This is a genomic window from Legionella gresilensis (assembly GCF_900639865.1).
Taxonomy (GTDB): domain Bacteria; phylum Pseudomonadota; class Gammaproteobacteria; order Legionellales; family Legionellaceae; genus Legionella_C; species Legionella_C gresilensis.
The window spans coordinates 168,968-183,531 of the sequence record NZ_CAAAHX010000006.1; the positions used below are offsets into that span (position 1 = coordinate 168,968).

Here is a 14,564-nt window from a genome sequence, read left to right on the forward strand (position 1 = left end):
TATGGCTGATTATAAAAAATTAACTTTATCCATTTATCGATATAATCCGGAAGCTGAAGGTAATGAAAAGCCTTATATGCAAGATTATATAGTAGAGATTCCTGCTAAAAGTGATCCTATGCTTTTAACACTGCTTGAGCGAATTAAGGCTGAGCAAGATGTAACTTTAGCTTATAGGCGATCTTGTCGTGAAGGCGTTTGTGGCTCTGATGGTATGAATATTAACGGAACGAATGGCTTAGCTTGCATTACGTCACTTTCACAGCTTAATACCAATAAAATAGTTATTCGTCCTTTACCAGGATTTCCAGTTATTCGAGATCTTGTTGTTGATATGACACAATTTTATCAACAATATGAGCGTGTTGAACCTTATTTACAAAATGACAGTAATATGCCAGCAAAAGAACGCTTGCAAACGCCTGCAGAACGCTCATTATTAGATGGTTTATATGAATGCATTTTATGTGCCTGCTGTACAAGCTCATGCCCCTCTTATTGGTGGAATCCAGATAAATTTATAGGACCTGCCGGGCTTTTACAGGCTCGTCGGTTTTTAGCTGATAGTCGTGATACTGCAACGGCACACCGCTTAGAAAAATTACAAGATCCATTTAGTGTATTTCGTTGTCGCACAATTATGAATTGTGCAAATGTCTGCCCGAAGGGACTCAATCCGGCGCAAGCGATTAGTCATATTCGCCTGCAAATGTTGAATCAGGAAACATAAATAATTTTTTCTGAGTTGCTTTAAGTAGCAATTAAACTCTTTGGAGAAAAAACATGAGTAGTAATCTGCAAAAACAATGGGCTTCCTCTTATCTATCGGGCGGTAATATGGCCTATGTTGATGCATTATATGAAGACTTTTTAGCAGATCCTAATTCTGTACCTACTGATTGGCGCTTAGCTTTTGAAGCGCTACCTAAGGTTGATTCAGTAGCAAAAGAAATTTCTCATCGTGATATACGTAACTACTTTCTAGAAAATGCAGATAAAAAATATTTTAATCAAAATAGTATCGTTTCTGAAGATAGTAAGCAATTTCAAGTAGCTCAATTAATTAATGCTTATCGTGCTTATGGGCACCATGCGGCTAAGTTAGATCCGCTTGACATGACAGAGCGCGTTCATGTTCCTAGCTTAGAGTTAAGTCATCATAACTTATCTGAGGCAGACTTAAATAAGAATTTTTGTGCTGGTGATTATTTTCATTCAGGGCAACAAATGCCACTTAAAGATATATTACAAGCATTAAAAGATACCTATTGCGGTAGCATTGGTATTGAGTATATGCATATATCAAATATGAATGAGACGCAATGGTTACAACAAAAATTAGAAACAGCACGTGGCCGTCCTAACTTTGATATAAATAAAAAGCACGAAATACTTAATGACTTAATTGCCGCAGACGGTTTAGAGCGCTATTTAGGAACCCGCTATGTTGGTCAAAAACGGTTCTCCTTAGAAGGAGGTGATGCTTTTATTCCTATGCTGAAGGAAATTATTCGGAAAAGTAGCTACGAAAATGTAAAAGAAATTGTTATTGGCATGGCTCATCGTGGCCGCTTAAATGTTTTAGTTAATGTTTTAGGCAAGGCACCTGATCAACTTTTCCAAGAATTTGAAGGTAAAATAATATCGGAAAGAACAGGTGACGTTAAATATCATATGGGTTTTTCTTCTGATATCCAAACTAAAAAGGGACCTATTGTCCATTTAGCGTTAGCCTTTAACCCTTCACATTTAGAAATTATTGGTCCTGTGGTGGAGGGCTCAGCAAGAACACGACTTGAACGCCGTAATGATATAGTAGAAAAAAATACTGTAGTCCCGGTTGTAATTCACGGTGATGCTGCTTTTGCCGGCCAAGGTGTTGTTATGGAAACCTTTAATTTCTCTCAGGCAAGAGGTTATTCAACAGGGGGTACAGTTCATATTGTTATCAACAATCAAATTGGATTTACCACAAGTAACCCTTTAGATGCCCGCTCAACACTATACTGTACGGATGTTGCTAAAATGGTTCAAGCACCTGTCCTTCATGTTAACGGTGATGATCCAGAGGCTGTTGTCTTTGCAATGCAGATTGCATTTGATTTTCGGATGAAATTTAAGCGTGATGTAGTTATTGATTTAGTATGCTATCGTCGCCATGGGCATAATGAAGCTGATGAGCCTTCTATTACTCAGCCTGCCATGTATAAAAAAATTAAAAGCATGCGGCCGTTACGTGAAATTTATACTGAACAATTAATTAAAGAAGGAATAGTCACTCAAGAAAAAGTAAACGAGCTTATGGAAGCCTATCGAAATAAACTTGATAAGGGTCAGCCTGTTATCAACGTTACTCGTGAAAACTATGAAGGTAAGATATCTATTGATTGGTCACCTTATTTAAATGCCAAATGGACAGATAAAGTAGATACTACAATCAGTGAACAAACATTAAAAACGCTTTCTCAACAGTTACATAGTTTACCTAAGGGTTTTGAAATTCACCCGGTAGTTAAAAAATTACTAAGTGAACGTGAGAAAATGTCAAATGGTGAAGTGCCCATGAATTGGGGTTATGCTGAAACAATGGCTTATGCAAGTCTTCTTAACGAAGGTCATTGTGTCAGATTATCTGGCCAAGACTCTGGTCGTGGAACATTTGCTCATCGTCATGCTGTGTTACATGAGATTCAAACAGGTGAAGTTTATATTCCATTAGAAAAGACAGCAACGAAAAATACACATTTTGTTGTTATTGATTCAGTATTATCTGAAGAAGCCGTGCTTGCTTTTGAATATGGTTATGCGGCTTCAGCACCAGATTCTTTAGTTATCTGGGAGGCGCAATTTGGTGATTTTGCCAATGGCGCTCAAGTTGTTATTGATCAATTTATTAGTTCTGGTGAACAAAAATGGGGCCGCTTATGTGGGCTAGTCATGTTTTTACCTCATGGTTATGAAGGCCAAGGGCCAGAACACTCATCGGCAAGGCTTGAGCGTTATATGCAATTATGTGCTCAACATAATATGCAAGTATGTACGCCCACAACACCTGCACAAATTTTTCATATGTTACGTCGCCAGGTGATACGTAAGTTTCGTAAGCCTTTAATTGTTATGACCCCTAAAAGCTTATTAAGACATAAGTTAGCTGTCTCACCGATTAGTGATCTTCTAAATGGTCAATTTCACAATGTGATACCTGAAATTGACGAGCTTGACGCAATGAAAGTAACGCGAGTCGTATTATGCTGCGGTAAAGTCTATTATGATCTTTTACAAAAACGTCGAGATGAGCAATTAAATCACGTTGCTATCGTGCGTATAGAACAATTATATCCTTTTCCTAAAAAGTCGTTGGTTAATATACTAGCTAATTATCCTCTAGCGAAAGATATTGTGTGGTGCCAAGAAGAGCCACAAAATCAAGGCGTTTGGTTTGCATCGCAGCACAATATTAAAGACTGTTTACAAGTTGATCAGCATTTACGCTATGCTGGTCGTGGTTTTGCAGCGTCACCCGCTGTAGGTAGTCCAATTTTACATGCCCAGCAGCAACAAGAATTGGTCAATCAAGCATTACTGGATTAACTATCAAAATTATAATCTTAAGAAGGTCTAACCATGTCTATAGAAGTTAAAGTACCTAATTTGCCTGAATCGGTTGCTGATGCAACCATTGCCGCCTGGCATAAGAAAGCAGGCGATAAAGTAAGCCGAGATGAAAATCTTCTTGATTTAGAAACTGACAAAGTTGTTTTGGAAGTTCCTGCGCCAGCAGATGGTGTGATTAAAGAAATACTCTTTAAAGAAGGTGATACAGTTACTTCCGGTGAGCTATTAGCGCGTATTGAAGAAGGTGAGAGCGTTAATAAAGCTGGGGCTGCACCTAAAAAATCGGATGAAAGTGCAGGTGTTAAAACTGCAGAGGCTGAGAATGGTGCTATTGAAAAAGTGGCAGGTCCTGCTGTACGTCGTTTATTAACTGAAAATAATTTGCAAGCATCTGACGTTCCAAGCTTGAGTAAAGATGGGCGGCTAACTAAGGAAGATGTTGAAGCATTTATTACTGCAAATCGAGGGAAAGCGCAATCGACAACGCCAGAGGCTAAAACAGAAACGCAATCCAGTATAAATACACCAGCTGTAGCTTCCGGCGCGCGTGAAGAACGTCGTGTTCCAATGACTAGGTTGCGAGCTAAGATTGCAGAACGCTTAGTTCAAGCACAACATAACGCTGCGATGTTAACAACTTTTAATGAAGTTAATTTAAAAGCTGTGATGGATCTGCGCAATCAATATAAGGATTCTTTTGAGAAAAAGCATGGAGTTCGTTTAGGTTTCATGTCTTTCTTTACTAAAGCTGTAGTTGAAGCACTAAAGCGTTTTCCAGCTGTTAATGCCTCTATTGACGGTCATGATATTGTTTATCATGGCTATTATGATATTGGTGTTGCCGTATCTACAGAGAGAGGATTAGTTGTTCCTGTTATTAGAAACGCTGATCAATTATCCATGGCAGAAATTGAAAAAGAGATAATTGATACAGCAACCCGCGCTCGTCAAGGTAAATTAGGTATGGAAGAAATGCAGGGTGGTACTTTCACTATTACTAATGGCGGGGTATTTGGTTCTTTATTAGCAACACCTATTATTAATCCACCTCAAACAGGTATCTTGGGTATGCATAAGATTGAAGATAGGCCTATTGTTGAAAAAGGTGAAATTGTTATTCGGCCAATGATGTATATCGCTTTATCTTATGATCATCGTCTAATCGATGGTAGAGAGTCTGTGCAGTTCTTGGTGAATGTAAAAGAATTACTAGAAGATCCTGCTCGTTTACTGCTAAACGTTTAATTCTATTTATAAAGGTATACCTTAACTAGGTTAATCTTAGGTATACCTTTATCCATCCTACAGTACCTATGTCCGTATCTATAAATCCATGGTAAAATTCTGCCACTTTTAATTTAAAGACGATAGAAACAGTAGGGTTAGTAATAATGAATTTACATGAATATCAAGCTAAGCAATTATTCGCCAGTTATGGCTTACCTACACCTAAAGGACATGTTGCTTATAATGTTGAAGATGCAATCCAAGCCGCGTCATTACTTTCTACACCAAAATGGGTAGCCAAAGCGCAGGTTCATGCTGGTGGTCGTGGTAAGGCTGGGGGTGTAAAATTAGTCTCTACTAAGGATGAATTAGCAGCCTATGTTAAATCATTACTAGGTACTCGCTTAGTTACTTATCAAACCGATGCTAAAGGTCAGCCTGTTAATGCTGTTTTAATTGAAGAAACCTGTGATATAGGTCAAGAACTCTATTTAAGTGCGGTAGTAGATAGAGCTAGTCAACGGGTTGTTATTATGGCATCGACTGAAGGCGGAGTTGAAATTGAAAAAGTCGCCCATGAAACCCCTGAAAAAATTTTTAAAATTATCGTTGATCCGCTCGTTGGTGTTATGCCCTATCAATGTCGTGATCTAGGTTTTAAACTTGGCTTGGATAATGATCAAATTAAGCAGTTCACTCAATTAATGCTAGGCCTGGGTAAGATGTTTGTAGAGTGTGATTTAAGCTTACTTGAAATTAATCCATTGGTAATAACTAAAACAGGCCAGCTTATTTGTTTAGATGGCAAAATCAATGTTGATAGTAACGCTTTATATCGACAACCTAAATTAAAAAATATGCGTGATCCATCACAAGAAGATGAACGTGAAAACAGAGCAACCGATTGGGAGCTAAATTATATTCCTCTTGATGGTGAAATTGGTTGTATGGTCAATGGCGCAGGCTTAGCTATGGCTACTATGGATGTTATTAAATTACATGGTGGTGAGCCAGCAAATTTTTTAGACGTAGGTGGTGGCGCTACCAAAGAGCGAGTTACCGAAGCATTTAAAATTATTTTATCTGATGAAAAAGTAAAAGGCATATTAGTTAATATTTTTGGTGGGATCGTTCGTTGCGATTTAATTGCTGACGGTATACTTGCTGCTGTTAAAGAAGTCGATGTTAAAATTCCAGTAGTTGTACGTCTTGAAGGGAATAATGCAGCACTTGGAGCAGATATCCTAAATAAGAGCGACTTAAACGTCATTGCTGCTAATAGTTTAACTGACGCAGCGAAGAAAATTGTAGCGGCAGTTGCAAATTAATAATTAATTAAGTGTATGAAATACGGGTTTAGAACCTATTAAATAATTTTGAGGCAAGCAATGAGTGTATTAGTAAATAAAGATACAAAAGTAATTTGTCAGGGTTTTACGGGTAAACAAGGAACCTTTCACTCTGAACAAGCAATCGAATATGGTACAAAGATGGTAGGTGGCGTGACGCCAGGCAAAGGTGGCCAGCAACATCTTGGTTTACCGGTTTTTAATACAGTTTGCGAAGCAGTAGAAGCAACTGGCGCCGATGCATCAGTTATCTATGTGCCTGCTGCTTTCTGCAAAGATTCTATTTTAGAAGCAGCTGACGCTGGTATTAAGTTAATTGTGTGTATTACAGAAGGCGTTCCTGTTTTAGATATGTTACAAGTAAAAGTTTATTTAGAAAATAATACAGACTCTCGCTTAATAGGTCCAAATTGCCCTGGTATCATAACCCCAGGTGAATGTAAAATAGGAATTATGCCAGGCTCTATTCACTTACCAGGTAAAGTAGGTATTGTGTCTCGTTCTGGCACATTAACTTATGAAGCAGTTAAACAAACAACTGATAAGGGTTTTGGTCAAAGTACATGTATTGGTATTGGCGGTGACCCCATTCCAGGTACGAGTTTCATTGATGCTTTAGCGTTATTCGAGCAAGATCCTCAAACAGAAGCAATTATTATGGTAGGTGAAATTGGTGGCTCTGCTGAAGAAGAGGCTGCAGAGTTCATTAAATCAAATGTAACAAAACCGGTTGTTTCTTATATTGCTGGTGTAACAGCCCCCCCAGGTAAGCGTATGGGTCATGCGGGCGCTATTATTTCTGGCGGTAAGGGGACTGCTGCTGAAAAATTTGCGGCCCTTGAGGCAGCAGGCGTTGTTACAGTGCGTTCACCTGCAGATTTAGGTGATGCAATTGGTAAAGCAGCTGGCTGGAAGTAGCCGTTCAGGCCTTATTTGCGGAACCGCATTATTGCCAATGTCATTCCCGCGCAGGCGGGAATCCATGTGGAATTTAGCTCAGTGCTAATTAATGAATGGATCCCCGCCTGCGCGGGCATGAGAGGATAATTCGGTTGTAATTAGCTCTGCAATTTATTCAAGCAACAATGCCGCGCGGAGCCGCCGTAATTGATGCATCTTGCGAGAAAATCCGGTGGGTTCACTAAAATTTAGTATATCCCTGAACAATTATTCTAATCTTTTTTCAATTGCTTTTTACGTAATAACTCATCAAATAATTTTTTTTGTTCGCCAGATAATTCACTTCGACGTAATTGCATCATTTCATCAATAGGGCCTTGAACGCAATCTGCAGTTAATCTATCAAGAATTAATGTACCATCAAGATGATCAATCTCGTGCTGTAAAACCCGCGCATAAAAACCTTCTTCAATAGTCTCATGCTGAATTCCATTTTCATCAAAGTAAGTTAATTTAATCTTTTTATAGCGTGGCACTTTTCCAGATTTACTAGTAACAGAATAACACGCTTCAAAGTCAGCAAACTTTTCATTTTCAATAGGTATATAAGTGGGATTAAATAAGACGTGGAGAGGATAGGGCTTTACTTCATTACGTAATAATGCAGCATTAGAAGGAATATAGATTGCAATGATACGCTTTGATTGATTAATCTGGGGAGCAGCCAAACCTACACCTTCTAGAGCAAGCAATTTCTCTTTCATGGTATTAACCAGTTCTAAAACATCTACCGTTAGTGGAAATTGTACAGGCTCAGCAGGGTTGGTTAACATTTTTTTATTAGCCACTTGTTCAATGGTAATAATATCGCTGGGAAAAGCAGACGTTGCCATAAATAATCCTAATAATATTAAAAAAACAGAGAAATGTATTTTAATGCGCTTATTTTTCTTCATAAACAGAGTAATTATCTATTAAGAAACTATGTTGCCAAAACCGAGACGGGAATACCTTCTGTAAATTTTATATCATTAGGTGATTCTTGCTCGTCCAAATTAAATTTAAAGGGTAAGTTATAGCGCTGTTGTTCACGTGCTGATTCGGTAAAAAAGCCATAACGAGGCATATGTTTAGGTTTATCAGACGCAGCATCATTAATTTGTTCAAAGCACTTTTGAGAGGTTGGTTTATAAAGATGTAACGCTTGAAGTAGAGAAAGAAAGCAATTAACAAGCCAGTTAAAACTAATACGTTCGAATCGTCTGTAAGTTAGCATAGACGCTCGAAAGACGCCAGTATCAACGTGTTTTTGGATTTTTATAAAGCGCTCTTCGACGCTTTCATCTGGGCGCGTTTTTTGGGCAAGATCATGCAGAATATTAATTTGTTCTTTTTTAATAGTTATGGTTCTTTTATCTTCAAAAATAGACAATCCTTGATTATAAGCCTCGTTTGATTTTCTTAAATAAAGTTGAAAATCAGTAATAGCTGTTAATACATAATCTAGCTTTGCATATTTATCTAAATTCTCTTTCTTAAATTCTTGGGCCCGTTCAAGTAACTTAACCTTAATGGCAAGTTTAATATCTGTCTCGTTATAAACTTGTTTAATAAGCTCCGCTTGAAACTCTTTATTTGATAAGTATTTTTTTAATGCGTTGTTATATTCGCCATTTAAATTAATTAGATCCGTTTGTTGATTAATAACAATTGCCACTCTTTTTTTAATTTCTCTTTGAATATAATCTTGTTTAACTTTTTCATTTAGCTTATCTTGGACAACCGCTAATTTTTCTATATATTCTTCTTTTTTCTTAGCTGTTTCCTCAGTAATCTTATAAGTAGAGTAAACACCTTTATAATAATTGAAAACGGATTTCATTATAGGCAATTGTTTAATTAATATTTGCCAGAGGCCGCCAGTGTTTAGTTGTAGAATTTCAGTATCAGTGAGTGATGGTGAAAGATTATAGTTAAGTTGTTTTTGAGCCGTTAAATTTTTTGTTATTGCTTTATAAGAGTCAATGATTTGTTGCTTTAATTGAATAATTTGTTGGGTTTTATCTTCAGTATTTTGATTAGAAAGAGGTTTATTAAGTCTATTACCTTGTTCACTCAAGCCATGTAATGGCGTCTTATCATTTAAATTATTATAGGTATTAATTAATTTAATTAACTTAGCAAGGCGGCTCATATCTATACAGTCTTTTAGATTATCTAAAAGAAGCTCACTATCTTTTAAAGTATTAGAATTGATTTGCTCTTTAAGGAAGGTTTTAATAGCGAGACTACCTTCTAAAATTTTATCTCTTGTAATATTAATTATAAATGGATGAGTAGGCGGAATAGGACCAGTTGTAAAATTATTGTATGTATTTATAGACTGAGCTAAGTCACTTAAAATCTTAAAATTTTTATTAAAATCATTCTCAGTAATTTTGCTTTGTGCTTCAGCACCTACTTTTTTACAGGCTTCTTTACGTTTAATGAAAGGTGTTACATCTGTTATTAGATCAAAATAGTTGTCTGACGTAAAGCCTAAAGGCTCAACAAGACCTCTATAAAATTCATCTAAAATTTCTTGCATAGGGCCTGATAGTAAGCCTGGTTTTAAGCCTAATCTATCTTCCCACCTATCTGCTTCAATAAGGATATCAGTGAAGTACACTGTATTTATTTCTCTAATATTATCCACTACTGATTGATGCGTCGTAGTAGTAAATTCAGCTAGCTTTTGCTTTAGCTCTTTAAACAAGCCATACATGGTAGGCGTTTCTAACAAAAGTTTAAAATGAGAGTTAGATTTAGCAATAATACGCTCAATTTTAAGCGTAATTTCTTTCGTATGTTCTTGCGTTTCCTTTAATTCTTCAGGAGAAATATTTTGCTGTTTAGAAAGTGCTTTTATATGTGACGGTATTAGCATGAATGCTTGTAATGTATACCAAATAGAATTTTGCTTTACTTGACCTTTAACGTTAGTAACGGATTCTGGGTCAACCGTATAAGGTTCACTTTGAGTAAGAAATACCTGCTGTATTTTACTTGCTTTTTCTATAATATCTTCGGCTAGTAAGCGTAAGTAAGGATCTTCATAAAGGCTTTTAGCTGCTTTATAAATTTCGTCAATATGATTGTAAGCTTCAACTATGTGTTTAACATAAATACTTTGATAACTTTTATCATTTAATTCTTCAAGTTGTAAACAAATCTGCTCTAAATGGTATAAGCTGTTATAGATTTGTTTAATACTTAATACTTGTTTGCTTTGAGCCCATAAACCATCTTGCATTTCTACCTCTGGAAAAGGAACGCCAGAGGCTGCTGCTTTAAGCTCGACACGTAATGGGTCTGTAAATAATTCAGTTAAGTTAAAAATTGCCTGCCTAAATTCAGACACTGCCTTAGAGTAATTAGTATGTTTAATTAAATAGTGGGCTCTGTTACCATAGGTGTAATTAGGTTGCAGTACTTTTTTCTTTGTTTCTTCTTTAAGTTTCTTACTAGAAAGCTCTTGATATACTTCAATACGTTTTGTACAAAATGTCATAGCATCATTTAGCGTGCTATTAAATAAAGGAGTAAGGTAATGAAAATTCCTTTTATCAACGCCTATTATAACTTCAGCTGGCTGGCCTATGCTACTAGTTAAATTTGCGGTAATTAATTTGTCCAGATGGCGTATATTAAATCTTTTATCCGTTAAAAAGATTCTTAAAAAATAAGGTTGAAATTCTGCATACCAACGGCTAAGTTCCTTTTTGTTTTCTTTTTCAATTAAGCTCTTACCATCATTTAAGGTATTTAAAAATAGGTTAAATTTTTCTTTAGCAGCAATGATTTTTGATTTTTCTGTTTGATAATATTCTAGTAAATTTAATGTTTGCTCAGCTGTAAGGGCCTCAGGCTCTGTAATAACTGTCGCGCAGCCTTCTTCCTGTAAGCCACATTCAATTCCTACTGTAGATTCTAAATTAATTGCTGTTATTTCATTAAAATTTAATAATTCTAATACAGATGTTCTTTTTTTAGTGGCGTTTGCGCTAAGCACCGTTTGTGGAGATTGCTGGCCTGCGTTATTAGCTTCTACAGGAGATACACTTAACTGAGACGCGGGTTCTGATGAGAATACAACAGGTTTTGCGGAGTTAATGTCCTTATCTGATAATTCAATAGGATAAAGGACTAGGTCAGCATGGTCTTGAATACTATTTATTAATTGTTTATTAAATTCAATATGAAACTTATAAGTAGCAACATCACTATTTACTGAATTACAAAGATTAGTTTTTAAGCTGATAATTTTTTCTAAATGATCAGTAGTATGGCCTCGCAACTGAAAATATAAATTACGGGCTTGATCGTAACGACCTCCTGAATTGGTTTGTAGGCCACGTAAAATTTCATTATGGAAGTCTACATCCACTTTTTCAAAATAAGACTGAATATAAACATAATGACTGCTTAATTCTTTTTTAATCTTTTCAGGTAAATCAATTATTCGCCTATATCCTTTATGAGTTTCTAGAATATTGAAAAAGGCATTAAACGCATTTTGAATTTCTTGAGCTTTAAATAATTGTTTCTCCGCAGAATTAATTCTTTGTTGGATTTTATCAATACGAAAATTAATAAATTTCTGATCTTCTAAAGTTAATAATTCTTTACCTTTAACCGCAAAATCAACTGGCTTAGATGCATACTGAATTATTTTTTGATAAAAAGGTATAACTACCTGCATAAGCGGTGTTGATAATGTACCTGGTGTAAGCAACGCTTCATCTTCAACTTTATCAACTATCGCAAACAGTTCAACTAATAGATCATATTTTAAAGTACTTAAATTATCCCGGATAACATCTTGAGTGGCTTCACTCATATGACCCATTTGCTCAAGTGTCGATAAAGCAAGTGTGGTGACATGCTGAATGATATGTAAATAACTAATTCCTCTAAAGGTAAAAAGAAATGTACTACTTTGAATATCATTAATAGCTTGTAGCAACTTTATCGCATTGTCTTCTAATTCATTAATTTTTTGCTTATCTAAAGTTGGTTCTAAATCTGTAATTTGATTAGTATATTTATGAATATATTCAGTAAGCTGCTGAATATATCTAGGAAGTACGGCACTAAATTGCGCTAAAAAATTATAATCTATATTGCCTGTAGAGGGCTGCATTTGATCGATTGCAATACCAGCAATATTACCAGCAGTATAGCTAATAGGGTAAGTTTCTACGATTTCAGCAATTTTTGTTGAGGCTTTATCACCATAAGCTGTGGCATATTTTTGCACTTGGGCCAGTAGCTTTAATATAAGTGCTATTTCTTGGCTAAATACTTGCTGAGTCTGTAAATCAAGATGAGTTAAAAGGTAGCACGCCATATAGCCATGCTCTATAGTATGGTAATAGAGTGTACCAGTATCCGATAATCGGTTTTTACCATCACGAAGGTTAACACTTTCCAAATCCCGAAAAGCTAATTCGGCATGATAAAGTGCATTAATAACTTCTTTAAGTTGTACAACTTGCCTTGGCTGGGAAGCAAAATCGGTAAAAGGAATGGGTGGATCACTTTCTTTATCCTGATGACCAGAGTGTTTAGTAATTAAAGATAATTGTGCAAGTGATAAAGAATGAATAATTTCTTTATTAGTCTGGTTAATTTTTACAGAATCTAATTCAAAATTGGCTTTTAATGCTTCATAATCTTTCAGCGCGATAGGTATTGCTTGGATTGATGGGGAAAGTGTGCGGTTAAAATAGTAAAGTCTGTTATCAGCAGTGAGAATATAAGCTTTATGGGTGTACTGATCAAAATCGGTAACTTGAGGAGCTATGGGCATAAAAAATAAACGACAATTAGCAATATGCTCATGGCGAGAATATTTACTAACTATATCCAGCTGTTCCTGTGATAAAGCATTTGTAACTATTTTAACTGGTTGCTCTGCGTCTACAGATTTAATAGCTAATGTATCTTTTAATGCATTATAATTTTCATTTGAAATAGGAATTTCAATAAGAGAGTCTTGCTGTGCTCTATTAAAATAATAGAGTTTATTATCGTTAGTAAGAATATAAGCTACGTTAATTTGAGGGTTAATGCCTTCCTTTGTAGGAGTAGAAGGCATGAGCATTAAGCGACAACCAGCTATATCACTAAAAAAATTTTGGGCTTGACTAGCAAAGTGCTCACTTTCTAAAAAATCTATAATTTTTTCGCGTATAGTACGAAGAATAATAGAAATTTGGTGTTTTTTAAAAGATTCAATTATCTGTATATAGTACTCTAGCATTAGATAACCTAAATTATATTGTTATTGGTATAAATCCCTAATCTAAAGTCTCCGTTAACGTATAACTGTTAAGTTAAATCCTATCATCTAGTTAGAATGTACTCTTTATAAGAATCCCTCTATGCATTTAATTTAATAACCTTATTGGCACATAATTTACGCTAATTTAATAAAATATTTTCATTTATTAGAAAGCATATAAAAGAAACAATCTGATAATGCGGGACAGTTTAATCGATTCTTAGCATGGGTACAAGACAAATTTTGCACAAACATGGAGTTAGTTAGCTCTCTTTGTATATTTTTAGGTTGAATAAATAGAAAAAAATCGCTTTGCAGCCATTGGTTATCGTTAAGTTTTACCTTTATACTACAAATAAGGTTTTTCCAATTTGTACAAAAAAATGAATAATTGGCCCACTATAGCAGATATTCGACGAGAATATGGCAACTTAAGTTTAGATGAAAATACCATTGCACAAAATCCTTTTGATTTATTTGTGCTTTGGTTTAATGAAATTCTTACAGTTGAGAAAAGCGATCCGAATGCAATGGTTTTATCTACAGTAGATGAAAAAGGACATCCTGATTCGCGAGTTGTTCTGTTGAAAGGGTTTGAAGATGAAACATTTATTTTTTACACCAACTATGAAAGTAATAAAGCTCGTCAATTAGAGCAAATGCCCTATGCGGCACTTAATTTTTATTGGCCACAGATGGCGCGACAAGTTAGGATACGAGGTAGGGTAAAGAAAACCACAGCGCAACAATCAGATTCTTACTTTGCTACCCGCCCTTTAGAGAGCAAATTAAGTGCTGTGGTTTCACCGCAAAGTCAGCAACTTAAGAGTAGACAAGAATTAGAAGAAGATTATAAACATTTAGAATTAGAGCATAAATATAAACCAATTATAGAGCGACCCGATTATTGGGGAGGCTATCATTTAATCCCTGACCAAATAGAATTTTGGCAAGGGCGTGATAAAAGGTTGCATGATCGTCTAAAATATTATAAAAAAAATGATAAATGGATTTATCAGCGTTTAGCACCTTAATGTATTGGATTTAGCATAATTGTCAAAAAATTGTAAAGTTATGTGTCGTAGAAATTTCTAAAATGCAATAGGCGTAAAATAGAACCTAGAAGTAAGTAGTAAATAATTAAGCTT

At 35.5% G+C, this 14,564-nt stretch carries 8 protein-coding genes; 6 read left to right on the forward strand and 2 right to left on the reverse strand.

The genetic code is table 11. The features are described from left to right. Position 1: 1 nt before the first annotated feature. The 5 genes from E1P04_RS09290 (at position 2) to sucD (ending at position 7,109) form a co-directional block, all read left to right on the forward strand. Positions 2 to 730: a succinate dehydrogenase iron-sulfur subunit gene (locus E1P04_RS09290; RefSeq protein WP_131782633.1), complete on the forward strand. Its 729-nt coding sequence runs from the start codon at positions 2 to 4 to the stop codon at positions 728 to 730. Between the two features lie 53 nt (positions 731 to 783). After that, complete coding sequence (locus E1P04_RS09295) at positions 784 to 3,591, forward strand: 2-oxoglutarate dehydrogenase E1 component (protein ID WP_131782634.1); 2,808 nt, start codon at positions 784 to 786, stop codon at positions 3,589 to 3,591. Positions 3,592 to 3,624: 33 nt separating this feature from the next. Beyond that, complete coding sequence (odhB, locus tag E1P04_RS09300; RefSeq protein WP_131782635.1) at positions 3,625 to 4,860, forward strand: 2-oxoglutarate dehydrogenase complex dihydrolipoyllysine-residue succinyltransferase; 1,236 nt, start codon at positions 3,625 to 3,627, stop codon at positions 4,858 to 4,860. A 146-nt stretch (positions 4,861 to 5,006) separates the two neighbouring features. After that, entirely contained in the window at positions 5,007 to 6,170 is a 1,164-nt protein-coding gene (gene sucC / locus E1P04_RS09305; RefSeq protein ID WP_131782636.1) for an ADP-forming succinate--CoA ligase subunit beta, read from the forward strand. Between the two features lie 60 nt (positions 6,171 to 6,230). Beyond that, positions 6,231 to 7,109 carry a succinate--CoA ligase subunit alpha gene (gene sucD, locus E1P04_RS09310; protein WP_131782637.1) on the forward strand — a complete coding sequence of 293 codons (879 nt, stop codon included), beginning with the start codon at positions 6,231 to 6,233 and terminating at the stop codon, positions 7,107 to 7,109. 254 nt (positions 7,110 to 7,363) lie between these two features. Here sucD and E1P04_RS09315 read toward each other — a convergent pair whose 3' ends face one another. Continuing rightward, positions 7,364 to 7,984: a peptide deformylase gene (locus tag E1P04_RS09315; RefSeq protein ID WP_131782638.1), complete on the reverse strand. Its 621-nt coding sequence runs from the start codon at positions 7,982 to 7,984 to the stop codon at positions 7,364 to 7,366. 89 nt (positions 7,985 to 8,073) lie between these two features. Beyond that, positions 8,074 to 13,395, reverse strand: coding sequence for a hypothetical protein (locus tag E1P04_RS09320; RefSeq protein ID WP_131782639.1), 5,322 nt, complete (start codon positions 13,393 to 13,395; stop codon positions 8,074 to 8,076). A 404-nt stretch (positions 13,396 to 13,799) separates the two neighbouring features. On the opposite strand from E1P04_RS09320, the gene pdxH reads away from it, so the two are divergent. After that, entirely contained in the window at positions 13,800 to 14,450 is a 651-nt protein-coding gene (gene pdxH / locus E1P04_RS09325) for a pyridoxamine 5'-phosphate oxidase (RefSeq protein WP_131782640.1), read from the forward strand. Positions 14,451 to 14,564: the final 114 nt, after the last annotated feature.